The 18193-nt window shown below is 60.9% G+C and carries 15 protein-coding genes and 1 pseudogene; 9 read left to right on the top strand and 7 right to left on the bottom strand.

Annotated features, from left to right (window positions below):
* The first annotated feature begins 86 nt into the window (after positions 1-86).
* The 6 genes from L901_RS03335 to L901_RS03315 all read left to right on the top strand — a co-directional run bounded on the left by L901_RS03335 (position 87) and on the right by L901_RS03315 (position 6723).
* Positions 87-1286, top strand: a complete 1200-nt coding sequence (locus L901_RS03335; RefSeq protein ID WP_059753459.1) for a M20 aminoacylase family protein — start codon at positions 87-89, stop codon at positions 1284-1286.
* Between the two features lie 34 nt (positions 1287-1320).
* Positions 1321-2910 (top strand): ABC transporter substrate-binding protein, encoded by a 1590-nt coding sequence (locus L901_RS03330; protein WP_020813135.1) that lies wholly within the window; start codon positions 1321-1323, stop codon positions 2908-2910.
* 135 nt (positions 2911-3045) lie between these two features.
* Positions 3046-3393, top strand: coding sequence for a hypothetical protein (locus L901_RS26835; protein WP_183044121.1), 348 nt, complete (start codon positions 3046-3048; stop codon positions 3391-3393).
* Complete coding sequence (locus tag L901_RS03325; protein WP_059753456.1) at positions 3341-3691, top strand: DUF3088 domain-containing protein; 351 nt, start codon at positions 3341-3343, stop codon at positions 3689-3691. The genes L901_RS26835 and L901_RS03325 overlap by 53 nt, the downstream gene beginning before the upstream one ends.
* Positions 3692-3729: 38 nt before the next feature.
* On the top strand, positions 3730-5325 hold the full coding sequence (locus L901_RS03320) for an ABC transporter substrate-binding protein (RefSeq protein ID WP_059753453.1): 1596 nt from the start codon (positions 3730-3732) through the stop codon (positions 5323-5325).
* Positions 5326-5370: 45 nt separating this feature from the next.
* A complete protein-coding gene (locus L901_RS03315; protein ID WP_059753450.1) occupies positions 5371-6723 on the top strand; it encodes an LLM class flavin-dependent oxidoreductase in 1353 nt (450 codons plus the stop codon).
* A 16-nt stretch (positions 6724-6739) separates the two neighbouring features.
* Here the strand turns inward: L901_RS03315 and L901_RS03310 are convergent, their stop codons facing one another.
* The 7 genes and pseudogenes from L901_RS03310 to L901_RS03280 all read right to left on the bottom strand — a co-directional run bounded on the left by L901_RS03310 (position 6740) and on the right by L901_RS03280 (position 14019).
* Positions 6740-7711 (bottom strand): LysR substrate-binding domain-containing protein, encoded by a 972-nt coding sequence (locus tag L901_RS03310; RefSeq protein WP_059753447.1) that lies wholly within the window; start codon positions 7709-7711, stop codon positions 6740-6742.
* A gap of 37 nt (positions 7712-7748) precedes the next feature.
* A pseudogene (locus tag L901_RS03305) lies at positions 7749-8986 on the bottom strand (acyl-CoA dehydrogenase family protein).
* A 69-nt stretch (positions 8987-9055) separates the two neighbouring features.
* Complete coding sequence (locus tag L901_RS03300) at positions 9056-10111, bottom strand: aldo/keto reductase (RefSeq protein WP_003524705.1); 1056 nt, start codon at positions 10109-10111, stop codon at positions 9056-9058.
* 18 nt (positions 10112-10129) lie between these two features.
* Positions 10130-11065, bottom strand: a complete 936-nt coding sequence (locus L901_RS03295; RefSeq protein WP_059753444.1) for an ABC transporter ATP-binding protein — start codon at positions 11063-11065, stop codon at positions 10130-10132.
* On the bottom strand, positions 11043-12041 hold the full coding sequence (locus L901_RS03290) for an ABC transporter ATP-binding protein (RefSeq protein WP_059753442.1): 999 nt from the start codon (positions 12039-12041) through the stop codon (positions 11043-11045). Before L901_RS03290 ends, L901_RS03295 begins: the two co-directional genes overlap by 23 nt.
* Complete coding sequence (locus tag L901_RS03285; RefSeq protein ID WP_059753439.1) at positions 12038-13033, bottom strand: ABC transporter permease; 996 nt, start codon at positions 13031-13033, stop codon at positions 12038-12040. Before L901_RS03285 ends, L901_RS03290 begins: the two co-directional genes overlap by 4 nt.
* Entirely contained in the window at positions 13030-14019 is a 990-nt protein-coding gene (locus L901_RS03280) for an ABC transporter permease (RefSeq protein WP_059753435.1), read from the bottom strand. The genes L901_RS03285 and L901_RS03280 overlap by 4 nt, the downstream gene beginning before the upstream one ends.
* Before the next feature lie 269 nt (positions 14020-14288).
* On the opposite strand from L901_RS03280, the gene L901_RS03275 reads away from it, so the two are divergent.
* From L901_RS03275 to L901_RS03265, 3 genes are all read left to right on the top strand, one after another.
* Positions 14289-15896, top strand: coding sequence for an ABC transporter substrate-binding protein (locus tag L901_RS03275; protein ID WP_059753432.1), 1608 nt, complete (start codon positions 14289-14291; stop codon positions 15894-15896).
* A 69-nt stretch (positions 15897-15965) separates the two neighbouring features.
* Positions 15966-16997: an ABC transporter substrate-binding protein gene (locus L901_RS03270; protein ID WP_059753431.1), complete on the top strand. Its 1032-nt coding sequence runs from the start codon at positions 15966-15968 to the stop codon at positions 16995-16997.
* Entirely contained in the window at positions 16994-18172 is a 1179-nt protein-coding gene (locus L901_RS03265; protein ID WP_059753428.1) for an acyl-CoA dehydrogenase family protein, read from the top strand. The genes L901_RS03270 and L901_RS03265 overlap by 4 nt, the downstream gene beginning before the upstream one ends.
* Positions 18173-18193: the final 21 nt, after the last annotated feature.

Genomic DNA, 18193 nt, shown 5'->3' with positions numbered 1-18193 from the left:
TCCGCCTCTGCTTTCCAGTCCCGAACCCTACACTTCGCAATCGTCGAGATTGCGAGAACGATATTTTTTTGCCCTGAGGAGATACCGTGAATATCGCCGTCGATCCCGTCAAAACGCCCGTACCTAAAATCATAGACCGGATCGGGACCTTTGTTCCCGAACTCGTCTCCATCCGCCACGATCTGCACCAGCATCCGGAAATCGGCTTCGAGGAAGTGCGCACCTCCGGCATCGTCGCCGAAAAGCTCGCCTCCTGGGGCATCGAGGTGCATCGCGGTTATGGCAAGACCGGTGTGGTCGGCGTGCTGCGTGGTAGCCATGCGGGCAACCGCTCCATCGGGCTGCGGGCGGATATGGATGCCCTGCCGATGCCGGAGGAGACCGGGCTGCCCTACGCGTCGGTCTATCCCGGCAAGTTTCATGGCTGCGGGCATGATGTGCACACCGCCATCCTGCTCGGCACCGCCCGTTATCTGGCGGAAACCCGCGATTTTGCAGGCATGGTGGTGTTCATTTTCCAGCCGGCCGAGGAAGGTCTCGGCGGCGCGCGCGCCATGATCGCTGACGGGCTGTTCAAGGATTTCCCCGTCGATGAGATTTACGGGTTGCACAATTCCTCCCATGCTGCGCCCAATCATCTGAAGGTTTCACCCGGCACCATTCTGGCGGGTGCGGATTTCTTCGATATCCGGTTGAAGGGCAGGGGTGCCCACGCTGCTCACCCCGATGTTTCGCGTGATCCGGTGCCGGCGACGGGTGAACTGATCCAGGCACTGCAAACCATCGTCAGCCGCAACGTGCCGCCGACCGATCCTGCCGTCCTGTCGATCACCCGCATCGAGGCGGGATCAGCTTATAACGTCATTCCCGAAACGGCCGCGATTGCAGGCACGGTTCGGGCTTTCTCCGACAGCGTGCGCGAAACCATAAGGGAGCGCATCCGCACGATTTCCGATCACATTGCCGCAGCGCACGGCCTCACCGCCGAGGTGGATATTCGCGACATATTCTCGGTTCTCACCAATGACGATGCATCGGTGGAGATCGTCGCCGGCGTGGCGCGCGAGGTTCTGGGGGACGAGCGCGTTTCCACCGAGCCCGGCCGTTTCATGGGCAGCGAGGACTTTGCCGATCTCCTGAAGCACGCGCCCGGCGCGTTTTTCACCCTCGGCCATTCCGGCACGGTGCCCGCCCATAATCCCGGTTTCATCGTCGACGACGCCATTCTGCCCGTCGGCGCCACCCTGTTTGCCCGGTTGGTGGAAACCCGGCTGAAACCTGCCTGAACATTTAAAAACAAGCCTGCAAGAGGAAACATCCATGGATATTACGAGACGTAAGACATTGCTTTTGAGCGCAGCGCTAACCGGGGCAATGCTGTTGCCCTCCCTGCCGGCTCTGGCGGCGGAAACGCCGAAAAAGGGCGGGATCGTCACCCTTGCGGGTCTCGGCGAGCCGACGACGCTGGTGCCGCTTTCCGATTCCAATACGCGCACCCGCGCCATTTCCACGAAAATCCTCGAAGGGCTGGTGCGGTTCGACAGCGAGTTCAAACCGCACCCGGTTCTGGCTGAAAGCTGGGAAACATCGGCCGACGGGCTGCGCCACACTTTCAGGCTGCGCAAGGGCGTCAAATGGCATGATGGCAAGGATTTCACGTCGCAGGACGTCAAATTTTCCCTGCTGGCCTTCAAGAAGGTCGGTCCACGTGGGCGCATCACCTTCGCCAATGTTGCCGACATCGAAACGCCCGATCCGCTGACGGCCGTGGTGGTGCTTTCCAAGCCAGCGCCCTATCTCCTGCGGGCGCTGACCGGCGGCGAAACACCCATCCTGCCGGCCCACGCCTATGCTTCGGAAAATTATAACGAAAGCCCGAATGGTAACGCGCCAGTCGGCACCGGCCCCTTCGTCTTCGAGGAATGGAAGCGCGGCAGCTATGTGAAACTGAAGAAGAACCCGAACTACTGGCAGGCCGATCTTCCCTATCTCGACGGTTTCGTGGCCCGTTTCGTCGCGGATTCGGCTTCCACCACCATTTCCGTGGAGACGGGCGAGGCGGATTATACCGCCGATGTGTCCTACAGCGATCTGGAGCGTCTGCGGCAAAATCCGAAGCTTGCCGTGGAGGTCTATACCGACTCCTATCTCAACAATGCTGCCGTCTTCGAATTCAATCTGGAGAACCCGATCCTTGCGAAAAAGGAGGTCCGGCACGCGCTGGCGCATGCCATTGACCGCAATTTCATCAACGACGCCATCTTCTTCGGGACGGCGAAACCTGCCGGTTCAAACATCCCGGCGGTCTTCACCGCCTATAATGACGAGAAGCCTTTCACCTATCCCTTCGATCTCGCCAAAGCGAACGAATTGCTGGACAAGGCCGGCTACCCGAAGGGTGCGGATGGCACCCGTTTTTCGCTGCGGCTGGCCTTCCTGCCTTCCGACGTCTTCCGTAAGACCTCCGAATATCTCCGCTCTTCCTTCGGCAAACTCGGCGTGAAGGTGGATATTGTCGAAGGCGATCTCGCCACCTTCATCAAGCGAGTCTATACGGAGCGCGGTTTTGATCTGACGGTGAACGGCATCAGCCGGTTGTTCGATCCGACAGCGGGCGTGCAGCGCCTCTATTGGTCCGACGGGATCAAGAAACCCGCGCCCTATGTCAACGCCGCCCACTACAACAATCCAAAGGTGGATGATCTTTTCCGTGCCGCCGCGATTGAAGTGGACGAAACGAAACGGGCGGAGCAGTTCCACGATATCCAGAAAATCACCGGCGATGACCTGCCGAATTTCTCCATCGTCGCTTTGCCGACCGTCATTCTGCGCAATACCAGCCTGAAATCGCTCGTGACGACCATCGACATTGCCTATGGCGATCTGGCGACGGCCTGGAAAGGCGAGTGAGTGTTTGTCAAAAGGGGTATCCAAGCTCCGTCACCCCGGACTGGATCCGGGGTCCAGCGCGATTAAGTCCTTGATCGCGAGAGACTCCTCTCACGGCGCAGACGCGCCGTGGCTGGATGCCGGGTCAAGCCCGGCATGACGGAGGAGGGATCTGCGATCATCAACATCAACCCGGCAATTTTGCCGGGTTTTTTATTGCCGAAATCCGCCTTCCATCCTTTTTTACATCTTCGCGCGGCACGCCCGTTTCAGGGAAAAACTTTGCGCATGAAACAGGTCGGGCGAAACAGCGATGCCAGCCGTGAAAATTTCAAAAAAATAAGTTTCATCAATAATTTAGCGCAAAGGAATTCTTCGTTTCAAAGCAAGAATTGCTTTCTGGACCCGCACTCTGGCCACCTGCACTGTGAGCTGGAAATCTCACCCTCACATGATGGATGCCATGGCCAAGGATACGCTTTTTTTGATCGCCCCCGGTTTTGAAGACCCAAAACACCCCGGTGTCCGCTTCGTCTGCCCACATTGCAACCAGATCGAAGGCCTGCTTGCCGCCTTTCCGGACCTTGCCGCCGGGATCGATATCCGCCGTGTCGGTTTCCAGCGCCCGCGTGAGGCTGTCATCGCCGCCGTGGGAGAGGAAAACCAGTCGCTGCCGCTGTTCATCTTCGCCGGCGACGCGCCCAGCGACGTGACGGCCAAGGGCGAGACGCATTTCATTCAGGACACCAAACGCATTTTGCAAATCCTCGCCGAGCGCCACGGTTTCCCGCAGCTGCACTGAGTTGCCGCGCCCGCTATCGGATTTTTTCGGAGACAGACATGACCATTTCCAGACGCCAGTTTCACAAAATTGCACTTGCCGCCGGCGCTTTCGTCGCCCTTCCGGGCGGTTCCTTTGCCGCTGCCGAAGAGCCGGTTTCGGGCGGCACGCTCAAGATAGTTTATTTTCCAGAGCCGACCCAGCTCGTGGCGATCAATACCAGTGCGGGCGGTCCGCAGTTTATCGGTTCGAAGATTTACGATGGGCTTTTGACCTATGATTACGAGCTTTCGCCCAAGCCGAGCCTCGCCCGGGAATGGAGCGTTTCGGCAGACGGACTGGAATATGTCTTCCATCTGCAGCCGAAGGCGAAGTTCCATGACGGCAAACCGGTGACATCGGCAGATGTGGAATTTTCCATTCTGCGGCTGAAGGAAGCCCATCCGCGCGGTCGCGCCACTTTCTCGCATGTTGAAAGTGTCGATGCCTCCGATCCGCTGGTCGCGAAAGTGAAGCTTTCCAAGCCGGCGCCGGGCCTGATCACCGCGCTCGCCTCGTCTGAATCGCCCATCGTACCGAAGCATATCTTCGAGACCTTCAAGCCGACCGATAATCCGAAACCCGCCCAGATCATCGGCAGTGGCCCCTTCGTGCTCAAGGAATGGGTGCCGGGCAGCCATATTCTTCTGGAGAAGAATGCCGATTACTGGGATGCGCCGCGCCTTTATCTCGACCGCGTCATCATCCGCCTCATCAACGATGCGGGCGCCCGCGCTGCGGCGCTGGAAACCGGGGAAGGGGACATCGGCCCCAACCCGGTGGCTCTTGCCGATCTGGAGCGGCTGAAATCCATTCCGACACTGAAGGTGGATGACCGCATCTATGCCTATGCCGGCCAGCAGAACCAGCTGGTGATCAACCTTGAGAATGAATATCTCAAGGAATTGAAGGTCCGGCAGGCCATTGCCCATGCCATCGATGTTCCGGCGCTCATCGATACCGTGCTTTATGGCTACGCCGTGCCATCGCCGACGCCGATCAGCCCCGGCCTTGCGAAGTTCCACAATCCGGATATCGGTTTCGCCAAGTTCGATGTCGCACAGGCTGAAAAGCTGCTGGATGAGGCTGGTTTCCCGCGCAAGGATGGCGGCAAGCGCTTCAAGCTCCGGGTTACCACCAACCCGTTCAATCCGCAGACCTATTCGGATTTCATCGCGCAGGCGCTCTCGAAGATCGGCATTGAGGCGGATATCCAGAAATTCGATTTCGGCACCTATGTGAAGGTGGTCTATACCGACCGTGCCTGGGACCTTTCGGTGGAATCCCTCTCCAATACCTTCGATCCGACAGCCGGCGTTCAGCGCGTCTACTGGAGCAAGAATTTCAAGATCGGCCTGCCATTCTCCAATGCCAGCCACTACGCCAATCCGGAGGTGGACCGGCTGCTGGAAGCGGCGGCGGTGGAGCCGGATATCGAAAAACGCGCCGCCTTCTTCAAGGAATTTCAGGCCGTTATCGCAAAAGATCTTCCCGTCATCAATCTTGTTTCTCCCATCCAGCCGGTCGTCGGCAGCGTCCGCATCAAGGATTATGCGACCGGGGCGGAGGGGCTGAGCGGCAATCTCGCCAAGGCCTGGGTGACGAAGGAGGCGTGAGAGCCTCCCAACCCTTCGGTTCAGAGCGAATAAGAGGTCATTTCCATGAGCAGAAAATCCGAGAAGCTGGTTCTCAATGCCTTCATCTATCCGGGCGGACATCACGAGGCGGCCTGGCGGCATCCGGACTCCGAGCCGCATCGCGTCACCGATATAAAGCTCTATCAGGATATCGCCCGCAAGGCCGAGGCGGCCAAGCTGGATGCCATCTTCTTTGCCGATGCGCCGGTGCTGGACGCCAATATCCGCTATGCCGCCCGCCACCGGCTGGAGCCGATCACCATGCTGGCGGCCCTCGCCGCCGTCACCGAAAAGATCGGCTTCATCGCCACGGCCTCCACCACCTATTACGAGCCGTATAATCTTGCGCGGCTCTTCGCGTCCGTCGATCATATCAGCGGCGGCCGGGTGGGCTGGAACATCGTCACGACTTCGGCCGATGCGGCCGCCGGCAACTTCAATCTCCAGAAGCATCCGCCGCATGCCGATCGTTACCGTCAGGCGATAGAATTCGTCGATGTGGTGACGAAGCTCTGGGACAGCTGGGAAGATGACGCCATTGTTGCGGATAAGGAAAGCGGCCTTTTCGCCGATACCGACCGCATCCATCCGGCCAATCACGACGGCGAATTTTATCGGGTGCGAGGCGCGCTGAACGTGCCGCGTTCACCGCAGGGCCGGCCGGTCTATGTGCAGGCCGGCTCCTCGGAGGAAGGGCGTGGTTTCGCCGCCCATTATGCCGAGGCAATCTTTACCGCGCACCAGACTCTGGAGAGTGCGCGGTCTTTTTATTCCGACATTAAGCGGCGCGTCGCGGCCACGGGGCGCAATCCCGCCCATGTGAAAATCCTGCCGGGCATCAGCCCCTTCATCGCGTCAACCGAAGAGGAGGCGCGCAGGCTCGAGGCCTCTTTCAACGATCTCATCCAGCCGGCCTTTTCTCTCGGCCAACTGCAGCGCATCACCGGCATCGATCTCTCATCGGCCGATCTCGACCAGCCGCTGCCGCACGAAGCCGTGGAGGCGACCCGGGCACAGGCGGATAGCAGCCGCCATCAGCTGGTTCTCGATGTCATAGACCGGGAAAATCCGACGATCCGGCAATTGCTGCACCGGCTTGCCGGCGGGCGCGGCCACAAGGTGATTTCTGGAACGCCGGAGCAGGTGGCGGACTGGATAGAGACTTGGTTCCGCGAGGGCGCGGCCGATGGCTTCAATATCATGCCGCCATGGTTGAATGGCGGGTTCGACAACTTCGTCGACGGGGTCGTGCCGATCCTCAAACAGCGAGGGCTGTTCCGTGAGGATTATGAGGGCGACACGTTGCGAGATCACTACGGCCTGCCCCGGCCGGAAAATATCTATGCGGCGAGAGAGTTGCAAAGGGAACGCGCCTGAGGTGGGACGGGCGTGTTCAGGCGGCGGCCTCGAGAGAGCGCATATCCTCGCGCAACAGGGCGAGTAGAGATGCGACCTCCGGCAGCCGCCGCCTGTCAGGACTGGTCAGCAGGTGATAACGGCTGGCGGTCGGCTGCGGTGCGCCAAAGGGAGCGATCAGCCGGCCGTTTTTCAGCTCTTCCGAAATCAGCGAATGGCGCACGAGGCCGATACCGTGGCCGGATGAGATTGCCTCTATTAGCGCGTTCTGGCGTGAAAAACGCGGGCCGGTTGCCGAAAGCCTGAGCGGAACGCGGCAGGCGCGAAGCCAGTTCGCCCATTCGAAGGCCGGGTCCAGGCCATTGCCACGCAACATCGCGAAACCGAGATCCCGCAAGCGCTCCGGTTCGTCTGCAAGCCCATGGCGAGTAGCGAATTCCGGGGTGCAGACGGCGCTGACGGTATCGGCGAAAAGCGGCTCATGAATGAAGCCGGGAATCTGCGCATGGGTGGCGACGATGGCGCAATCGGCATCGAAATGGGTGAGATCGATGGTTTCGCTCTCTAGGGATTCAATGGAAAGCTCCACGTCTCCGAGCGCCGGAACGATGCTGCCAAGCCGCGGCGCTAACCAGCGGGCGGCAAAGCAACCTTCCGCCAGAACCTTCAGTTGCGGTCGGGCGTTCGAAACCATCAGGTCGGAAAGACTGCCGATCATGGTCTCGAAAGCATCGGCAAGGCCGGGATAAAGCGCGCTGCCGGCATCCGTCAGCAGCAATTCACCGCGCTGGCGGCTGAAGAGCGGCTGGCCGAGATGGGTTTCGAGAATTCTCACCTGCTGTCCGATGGCGGCGGTCGAGACATGCAGCTCCTCCGCCGCCCGCGAAAAGCTCGCATGGCGGGCGGCGACGACAAAGGCGCGCAAGGCGGTCAGCGGTGGCAGCCGGGAAAGTGTGGGCAGGCGAAAAGCCGCCCGGCTCCCGGCGGGAGCGATAAACTCCGTTCTCATTGCTGTTTCTCCTTTGCCGCCTGCATCTTCCGCATGGTCAGAACACCCGGCCTTCCCTGAGATGCGTCGTTGTGCCGTTGAGATAATAATCACCGATCACCCGCGCCTTGTGCGCGAGCGGATTGTGATTGTAGACAGTGCGGATATTGCGCCAGTGGCGGTCGAAATTCCGCTCGCTCGATGTCGCCGAGCCGCCGCCGAGTTCATAGAGATTGGTGGCGACCGTCAAAGAAAGCTGCGAGGCGATGATCTGGGTGCGGGCTGTGGCGAGCGAACCTTCCAGCAGGGCTGCCTCTATCGCCTCTTCGTCCCCGGTGGCGAAGGCGGCGGCGGTGCGGTCGAGCGTTCTCGCCGCTTCGCGGATCAGGGTCTGCACGGCGAAAGCACCGGCGCTGATTTCGCCGAGCATCTTCTGCACGAACGGGTCCTGATTGGCGGTTTCGGCGCTGCTGTGAAGTGTGGTGCGCGCCTGACGCAACACATACTCCACGCCGTCCTTCAGCGCACCCTGAACGGCGCCGGCGGCCGAGGCGGCGAGATGCAGCTGCCGCATGGCCGAGCTGTGGCGACCGATCTGGGTGCCGAGTTTGCGGGTCGTCAGCTCATGCGGCAGGACCTCGACATTCTCAAGCAGCCCCCGCCGCTCGCCGTCATGCGCTGACCCATGCTGTCCCAGTCGTCGAGAATGGTGATGCCGGCGCGATCGAGCGGAATGAGCACGCCGATCGGTTGTTCGTCATCGCCAATGGCGCTGAAGGTGCCGAAATCGGCAAAGGCCGTGCCTGTCGCATACCATTTGCGGCCGTTCAGCCGGTAGCGGTCGCCATCGGCACTCAGCCGCGTGGTGATTTCGCCGGGGCGCTTGGTGCCCTGTTCGGTGCTGGCGCCTGCGAAGAGCTTGCCGGCAAGCACATGTTCGAGATGCCGCCGGTCTTCCAGCTCGATGGGTGCAAGGGCGAGGTTTTCGGTGAAATTGAAATGACTGCGAAGCGCGTGCGGAATATTGCTGTCGGCTTCGCCGAGGATCATCAGCACTTCGATATAGTCGGCAATCGAACCGCCCGGTCCGCCCTTGGCTTCGGGAACGCGCAGCGTGCCGATCTTCGCCTCCTTGATAAGGGCGAAGATATCGAAGGGCAGTTCCCGCTGGCGTTCGCGGCGGGCGGCATCCTTGGCCGCGATGGCCGCAATGTCCTTTGCCCGGGCCAGAATCTCGTCACGGCTCGGTACGCCGGAATTGTCGGTGGTGGTTGTCTGCAGTTTCGGAGTGGACATTGCGGTTTTCCCTGAGCGGATGTGAGAGCCTGCGGCACGGGCGCGCCGCAGGCATGGTCTTCTGGACGATCAGGCGACCGCGCGCGGCTTGAGCGCCGGGCGGTGTGCGGGCTCGAGATTGCGCGGCACGCGGCCTTCGACGGGATGGCTCGGATCGTTGAAACCGGGTGTGGAGGGGTGGCCGGTGGTGACGAGGCTGTCGACCAGCGCTTCATCTTCCGCATCGATCTTCACATCGAGCGCGCGGATATATCCGTCCCAGTGCTCTTCGGTACGCGGGCCGGTGATGGCGGCGGTGACGAACTTGTTGTTCAGCACCCAGGCGAGCGCGAAATCCGCCGCCGAAACGCCCTTCGAAGCGGCATGGGCTGCAACCTTCTGGGCGATTTCGACAGATTCCGGACGCCATTCCGTTTCCAGAACACGCTTGTCGCCACGGCCGACGCGGGTATCGGCGCCCGGCTGTTCGCCCGGCTGGTATTTGCCGGTCAGTACGCCGCGTGCGAGCGGCGAATAGGAGACCACGCCAAGGCCATAATGATTGGCCGCAGGCAACTGCTCGGCCTCGGCCGTGCGGTTGACGATGTTGTAGAGAGGCTGGCTGGCAACGGGCCGGTCGATGCCGAGCTGGTCGGCCAGATGCGAAATTTCGGCGATACGCCAGCCACGGAAGTTCGACACGCCGAAATAACGCAGCTTGCCGGCGCGGATGAGATCGGCGATGGCGCGCACCGGCTCTTCCAGCGGCGCGTCGAAGACGGCGCGGTGGAAATAGAGGATATCGATATAGTCGGTGTTGAGACGGCGAAGTGAATTTTCGACGGTTTCGATCACCCATTTGCGCGAATGGCCGCCGAGATTCGGGCCCTTGGTATGGGAGTTGACGAATTTCGTTGCCAGAACCCAGTGATCGCGACTGGCCTTGATGCCGCGACCGACGACTTCTTCCGACTTGCCGTCGTGATAGACATCGGCTGTGTCGATGAAATTGATGCCCTGCTCGCGTGCCTTGTCGATGATGCGGAAGGCCACGTCATCCGGCGTCGGGCCTCCGAACATCATCGTGCCGAGGCTCAGCGGTGAAACTTTCAGCGCGCTGCGCCCGAGATAGCGATAATCGACCATTATGGTTGCTCCTTCAGTTTATTGGGCATGGTGGCAGGCCACGGCGTGGTTCTTGCCGAAAAGGGTGTAATCCGGCGCTTTTTCGCGACAGAGATCGGTGGCGAGCGGACAGCGGGTGTGAAACCGGCAGCCGGATGGCGGGTTATGCGGGCTCGGCAGGTCGCCGGAAATGGGTGCCGCCTGCTTGCGGCGCGCGGGATCGGGAACGGCGGCGAGAAGCGCACGCGTATAGGGGTGCTTTGGCGATGCCCAGAGTTCCGATGTCGGCGCGCTTTCCACGATCTTGCCAAGATACATGACCAGCACGCGGTCGGAAAAATAGCGCACGACCGACAGGTCGTGGGACACGAAGAGATAGGAGAGCGAAAGCCGCTTCTTCATCTCCACCAGAAGATTGAGGATCTGCGCCTGTATCGAGAGATCGAGCGCCGAGACCGGCTCGTCGCAGACCACCAGTTCCGGCTCCAGAACCAAAGCGCGGGCAATGCCGATGCGCTGGCGCTGGCCGCCGGAAAATTCATGCGGGTAACGGTCGAGCGCATCCGGCGGCAGGCCCACCTGCGCGACGATGGCCTCGACGATTTCGCGCTGGTGCGCCCTGTCGCCGATGCCGTGCACCTTCAACGGCCCGGTAAGGATGGTTCGTACCGTCTGGCGCGGATTGAGCGAAGCGAAGGGGTCCTGAAAAATCATCTGGATGCGGCGGCGGATGCCGCGCAGTTCGGACGATGTCATTGCCGTGACATCCGCGCCCTTGAAGGTAATCTTGCCGGAAGACGGCTCGACCAGCCGCATCAGCGATTTGCCGAGCGAGGATTTGCCGCAGCCGGATTCACCCACCAGCGCCACGGTCTCGCCCGCCTCGATATCGAGGGAGACATCGTCGACAGCGCGCACGGTGCCGCGTCCGCCCGCATAATGGGTGGAAAGACTATGCACTGACAAGAGCGCCATCGGGTACCTCGTGGGAAGTGGGAGCAACGAAGGGGCAGGCGGCGTAACGGCCTTGCGAGATTTGCCGCAGCGGCGGTACGAACTGCCCGCAGAAACCGCGGGCGCTCGGACAGCGCGGACGGAAGGCGCAGCCGCGTTCCCCGGTGGCGGAAACGATGGAGCCGGGAATTTCGATGAGCGGCCCGTCGCGATAATGCTGGCCGTCTTCCGCGCGCGGCGAGGCGGCGAGCAGGCCGCGCGTATAGGGATGGTAGGGATTGGAGAAAACCGGTTCCGGCAATCCCTCTTCCACCTTGCGGCCGGCATACATGACCATCACCCGGTCCGCCCATTGCGCCACGATGCCGAGATCATGGGTGATGAGGATGACGGCCATGTTGAGGTCGCGGCGCAGATTGTCGAGCAGCTGGAGGATTTGTGCCTGTATCGTCACGTCGAGCGCCGTCGTCGCTTCGTCGGCGATCAGCAGTTTCGGATTGCAGGCGACGCCGATGGCGATCATCACGCGCTGGCGCATGCCGCCGGAAAGCTGGTGGGGATAATCATCCACCCGGCGGCCGGCGTCTGGAATATTGACCAGTTCCAGAAGCGCGATCGCGCGTTTGCGGGCCTGATGCCGGTCGATCTTCTCGTGGATGCGCAGCACCTCGATGATCTGTTCGCCAACCGTGAGAACCGGGTTCAGCGAGGTCATCGGCTCCTGAAAGATCATGCCGATATCCCGGCCGCGAATGCCGCGCCATTGTCGCTCGGAAAGCGGCAGCAGGTCGCGGCCCTCGAGCAGAACCCGCCCGCCGGTCTTGGCGTGGGAGGGTAGGAGGCCAATGAGACCGAGTGCGGTCAGGGATTTACCGGAGCCGCTTTCGCCGACGATGGCCAGCATTTCGCCGGGGCTGACATCGAAACTGACGCCTTTGACCGGCTGGGCGGAGCCGAAGCTGACGGAGAGATCATGGACTTCGATCAGTTTGCTCATCGGCGTTCCTCCGAAAAACGGGGGTTGAGCGCATCGTTGAGGCCATCGCTGATGAGGTTCAGCGAAATGACGGTGAAGACGATGGCGAGGCCGGGAAGGGCTGTCAGATACCAGGCGGTGCGGATGACATCGCGGCCCGAACCGATCATCGACCCCCAGGAGACACGGTTGGGATCGCCAAGCCCCATGAAGGAGAGTGCTGCTTCCATGAGGATCGCGCCGGCCACCATGACCGAGGAGGTGACGATGATCGGCGGCAGCGCATTGGGCAGAATTTCCTGAAAGACGATGCGCGCATGGCCGTAACCGAGGCTGCGGGCGGCGAGCACATAGTCCTTCTCGCGGATGGCGCGGAATTCGGCGCGGGTAAGTCGTGCAACGAGCGGCCAGGTGATGATGCCGATGGCCGATGTAACCGTGGTGACCGACGGCTGGGCGATGGCGACGAGCACGACGAGCAACACGAAATTCGGCAGGGTCTGGAAGATTTCGATCAGCTTGACGAGAATATCGTCAATGACGCCGCCGAAATAACCGGCGAAGGCGCCAACCGCGATGCCGATCGTGAGCCCGATCAGCGTCGCCACGACCCCAACGGTGAGCGAGATACGCGCGCCATGCACGATGCCGGCCAGAACATCCCGGCCCATGGAATCGGTGCCGAGCGGATAGGCTGCGTTCTGGCCGGGCCACAGGAACGGGCGGGCCACCATTTCCAGGGGATCACCGGGATAGATCAAGGGGGCGATCAGTGCGGTGACGATGACGGTTGCGAGAAACAGCAGCCCGACGATGGCGTTGGGATTGGTGAGGAAGATTTTCAGTTCCCGCCGCAGGCCGCGCCGTGGCACGGAGACGGAACGGGCCGAAAGCGCATCCGGCGCATGGATATAGGGCCAGGCTTTTTCTTCCGGTTTCTTCGGTTTGGGATTGTTTTCTTCGACGCCAAGGTCGGCCGTGTCGAGGACAGCGGCGGTCTGGGAGGTATTCATCGGCTTTCTCCGATGCGAGGGTCAAGCCATGCCTGCAACAGGTCCACGGCTGCATTGACGATGATGACGACGAGGGAGGAGAGAAGCAGAATGCCGAGCAACACGCTGAAATCCCGCGCCATGACGGCTTCGAAAGCAAGACGGCCAAGACCCGGCCAGCTGAAGACCGTTTCGACCACGACCGCGCCGCCGAGCAGGCCGCCGATATGCATGCCGGCCATGGTGGTGATGGGGATGAGCGCATTGCGCAGAATATGGCGTGTGGTGAGCCGGAGCGGAGAAACGCCCTTGGCGCGCGCCGTGCGCACATAGTCCTGGGATTTCACTTCCAGCATCGCCGCGCGGGTAAGGCGGGCATAGATCGCCAGAAAATAAAGCGCCAGCGATAGGGCAGGGAGAACGATATAACGCAGCCGGTCCAGCAGGGCGTCGAAACCGGTGAGGCTGCTGCCGATGGTGCTGTCGCCGCCGGAGGGAAGCCAGCCGAGCTTCACTGAGAAGGTCAGGATCAACATCAGGCCGATCCAGAAACCCGGCACGGAATAAAAGATCAGCGAACCGATGGAAATGATCCGGTCCGGCAGCTTGCCGGAGAAAAGCGCCATGATCGAGCCGAGAAACACACCGACAAAAATCGCAATGCCGAGTGCCGCGCCCATCAGGGCGAGTGTGCCGGGCAGACGCTGGCCGATGAGGTCTGCCACCGGCATGCCGTAACGCGGCGAAAAGCCGAGGCTGAATTGCGCGAGATTGCCGAGATAATTCATCAGCTGATGCAGAACCGGCAGATCGAGCCCGAAGCGATTGCGGATTTCGGCCATGGTCTCGACGGTCGCTGAACCCGCTTCCGCGGCCAGCACATCGGCGGCGTCGCCGGGCGCCAGCTGCAGCAGGAAGAAGTTCAGGATGACGATACCGAGAACCGTCGGAATGGCCTGAATGGCCACCCGCCTTGCCTGCGATAAAATCCGTTTCGAATTCGACATCGGCTCCAGTCCGTAAGCGTGGAAATATGAAATCGGCCCCTGAAGGCATTGGTATTAGTTGACTAATTTTATGGAATTTGTCAAAGAGTAATAGAATTATTTTCTGAAATTTACGGAAATATGCGCCATAAAGAAAAGATAATTCCTGTTTATGAGAATGGTTGGTTCTTCATGCCAAGCTCGCTCTCGTCTGCGGAACAAACTTCTTCATAAGCGCGACCGTTCAGTTTGCCGGTTTTTCGCCGGTTCAATCAAGGAGAGGGTATTGCATGACTGTTTTCAACCAGACGACGCGGCGTGGATTTCTGCTGGCGTCCGTGGCGCTTGGCGTGGTGTCGCTGCCGGGGCTGAAGCTCAACGCGGCGGAGCCGGCAAGCGGTGGCACGGCCACCCTGCTCATCTCATCGGAGCCGCCGGTGCTGACGACGATCGCACACACAGCCTATAATTCCGTCTATATATCGCCCAAGGTCACCGAAGGGCTGTTGACCTATGATTTTGACCTCAATCCCAAGCCGCTGCTGGCCAAATCATGGGAAGTGAGCGCGGATGGCCTGCGTTACACCTTCAAGCTGAGGCCCGGCGTGAAGTGGCATGACGGCAAGCCATTCACATCCGCCGACGTGGCGTTCTCCATCAATACGATCAAGGAAGTGCATCCGCGCGGCCGCAATACATTCCTGAACCTCACTGCTGTCGAGACGCCGGACGAGCTGACGGCAGTTCTGGTTCTTTCCAAACCCGCGCCCTATCTGATTACGGCGCTCGCCGCCGCCGAAACGCCCATCGTGCCGAAACATCTTTATGAGGGTACGAAGGTGACCGAAAATCCGGTCAATCTCGCACCCATCGGCACCGGTCCGTTCAAGTTCAAGGAGTGGGTGCGCGGCAGCCATATCGTTTTTGAGCGCAATGCCGATTATTGGGATGCGCCGCGTCCCTATCTCGACAAGCTGATTGTTCGCTTCATTCCTGATGCGTCGGCCCGGGCGATTGCCATCGAAACCGGTGAGATCGATCTCGCGCCCAGCACGCCGGTCGCCTATAGCGATCTCGACCGGCTGAAGGAACTGCCGAGCCTCGGCTTCGAAACCAATGGCTATCAATATACCAATTCGATCAGCCGCGTGGAATTCAACCTCGAAAAGGACGTGTTCAAGGATGTCCGCGTCCGCCGCGCCTTCGCGCATGTGATTGACCGTAACGTCATCTTCAACACCGTCAATTTCGGTTATGGCGCGACGATTACCGGGCCGATCAATCCGAAGCTGACGAAATGGTTCGTCGACGATCTGAAGACCTATCCGATCGATCTGAAGGCGGCGGAAGCGCTGCTGGATGAAGCCGGATACAAGCGCGGTGCGGATGGCATCCGTTTCAAGCTCAATCTGGACTATGTGCCGAGCACCGAGGCCTATCCGCGCGGTGCGGATTATATTCGTCAGGCGCTGGCAAAGGTCGGCGTGGACGTGACGGTGCGGACGCAGGATTTCGCCACCTATACCAAGCGCATCTACACGGATCGCGATTTCGATTTTGCCTATGAGGGCATGAGCAATCTCTTCGATCCGACTGTCGGCGTGCAGCGGCTCTACTGGTCGAAGAACTTCAAGAAGGGCGTGCCCTTCTCCAACGGCGCTGCCTATAGCAATCCCAAGGTGGATGCGCTGCTGGAGGCCGCCGCCATCGAGATCGATCCGGACAAGCGTGTCGCGCAATGGAAGGAAATCCAGCAGATTCTCGTCGAGGACGTGCCGGCTATCGATATCGTCGCAGCGCCGGAGATCACCATCTTCAACAAGCGCATTGCCGATCACACCATCGGCGCGGAAGGTGTGGCGGGAAGCCTCGCCTTTGCGCATATCGCCGCATCCTGATCGTCTCGCCAGACCCGGCTCGCCCTTTGCGGCGGGCCGGGACCTTTCCCTTTCATCGAGGCCAAAGCCATGAGCACGACACTTTCTGAAATCTGGTACACACGCTGCCCGGTGCCCACGCCGGTGGGGCTGGCGGCACAACTCGGTTATCTCGAGCAGACCTTCGAAGAGGTCGGCATAGCGTTGAAATCCATCATCGATTCGCCGGATCGCTCGGTTCGCCAAAGCCATTTCAACCACACGCTGGAATGGTCCTTCCGCCACGGTGGCAATGTGCCGCCCATCCGCGCCCGTTCGGAAGGGCGCAATACGCGCCTCATCGGGGTGACGTGGACGGATGAGTTTCAGGCAATCATCACCCTGCCGGAGACCGGTATCCGCTCGCTCGCCGATCTCGTCGGCCGCCGTTTTGGCGTGCCGCGCAGACCGGAAGGCATCGTCGATTTCATGCGCGCGACGGCGCTGAAAGGCATTGTTTCGGCGCTTTCGCTGGAAGGGCTGAAGGTCGAGGATGTCGAACTCAAGGACATCGTCATCAAGGATTCGGTGCTGGCTTCGCAGGAAGGGCCGTCGTTGTTCGGCCTGAAGCGCCGGCAATCCTTCGGCGAGGAAATCATTGCGCTGCTGCGGGGTGAGGTCGATGCGATTTTCGTGAAGGGAACGGCTGGCATTGCCGCCGCGAACCTGATCGGTGCGGTGCAGGTGGCGGAGTTCGGTTTTCATCCCGATCCGAAGATACGCATCAATTCCGGTTCTCCGCGCGTGCTGACGGTTGATGGACGGCTTGCCGATGAGCGCCCAGATCTGGTGGCGCGGCTGGTTGCTTCAATTGCCAGGGCCTCGCTCTGGGCCGAACAGCATCCGGAAGAAACCCGCCGTTTCATCGCACGCGAGGCGGGTGCGACCGAAGAGCAGGTTCTAGCCGCCAACGGGCCGGATGTTCATCGCCATCTTGGCCTCGGCCTCGATACCGATCTTGTCGGTGCCGTCGGCCATTACAAGGACTTCCTGCATCAATGGGGCTTCCTTGAAAACGACTTTGATCTGGGCGACTGGATCGATAACCGTTTCGTCACGGCAAATGAAAGGGCGGTGGCATGAGCGTTGCACTTTCCGCCGTTGCGAACGAGCCGGCGCAGCGGCCAGATCCCGCCGCCGTTGCAACCGCGCTGGCCGGGGATTTCAGCCTGACCGCTGCGGACCACGACAAAAGCGGCGAATTCGCCGCCGGTAATTTCGAGGTGCTCTTCAAGTCCGGCCTGCTGGGTCTCGTCACGGCTGAAAAGGATGGCGGCTGGGGCGAGGGCATGGAAACGGCCCATGTCGTCATTACGGCCATTGCCAGGGGCGATCCATCGACCGCCCTCATCCTTGCCATGCATTACAGCGTTCATGCCGCGATCCGGCGCGGCAAGTGGCCGGCAGCACTTGCTGCAAAGGTACTGGCCGCCAATAGCAGGGAACCGGCGCTCCTGAACAATGCTCAGGCGGAGCCGGGTGTCGGTTCGCCGGCCCATGGCGGCCTGCCGGAAACGACAGCGCGGATCGAGGGCGATGTCTGGGTGGTCAATGGCCGCAAGAGCTTCGTCACCGGCCTGCCGGGCCTGAAATGGGCGATCGTGCTTGCAGTGACTACGGAAGAGACGCCGCGCCTCATCCAGCTTCTGGTCCCTCTCGATGCGGCTGGCATCGCCCAGGAAAAAGCATGGGAGGCGACCGGCATGTACGCCACAGCCAGCCATGATCTGGTGCTGGAAGACGTGAAGGTGCCGCTTGCCGATATCGTCGCCGAGCAGCCGGCGGATGAGCCGCTGCGGCGCGATGAAGCGGACGGGTATAATTTCTTCGTGCTGCTGGCTTCCGTCTATCACGGTGTCGCGCTTTCGGCGCGGGACGATCTGTTGCGCCATCTGAATGGCCATGTTCCGGCAAGTCTTGGCGCACCGCTGTCCTCCATCCCTCGCATTCAGGAAGGTCTCGGCCAGATCGAAGTGCTGCTGGCGGCGAACCGACGCCTCCTTCTCTCCGTCGCGCGCGATGTCGATGCGGGGGAGAGGGTGGGAACCGATGCACTGGCCGTTCGCCATGTGGTCATCGACAATGCGGTGGCGGTGACGGATCTGGCGCTGGAGCTTGGCGGCAATCGCGGCCTGCGCCGGGACTACGACCTTGAGCGCCATCACCGCGATGCCATAACGGCAAGGGCGCATGCGCCGCAGAGCCATATGATCCGAACGATTCTCGGCCGTCAGCGCATCAAGGCGGCGGGCGGTTGACCGATGAAGCAAAAGGGCGGC

The organism is Agrobacterium sp. D14 (assembly GCF_001526505.1).
In the GTDB taxonomy this organism is placed as follows: Bacteria; Pseudomonadota; Alphaproteobacteria; order Rhizobiales; family Rhizobiaceae; genus Agrobacterium; species Agrobacterium leguminum.
The sequence above is the reverse complement of the archived record's forward strand: the minus strand, read 5'-3'. Positions and strand labels throughout refer to the sequence as shown.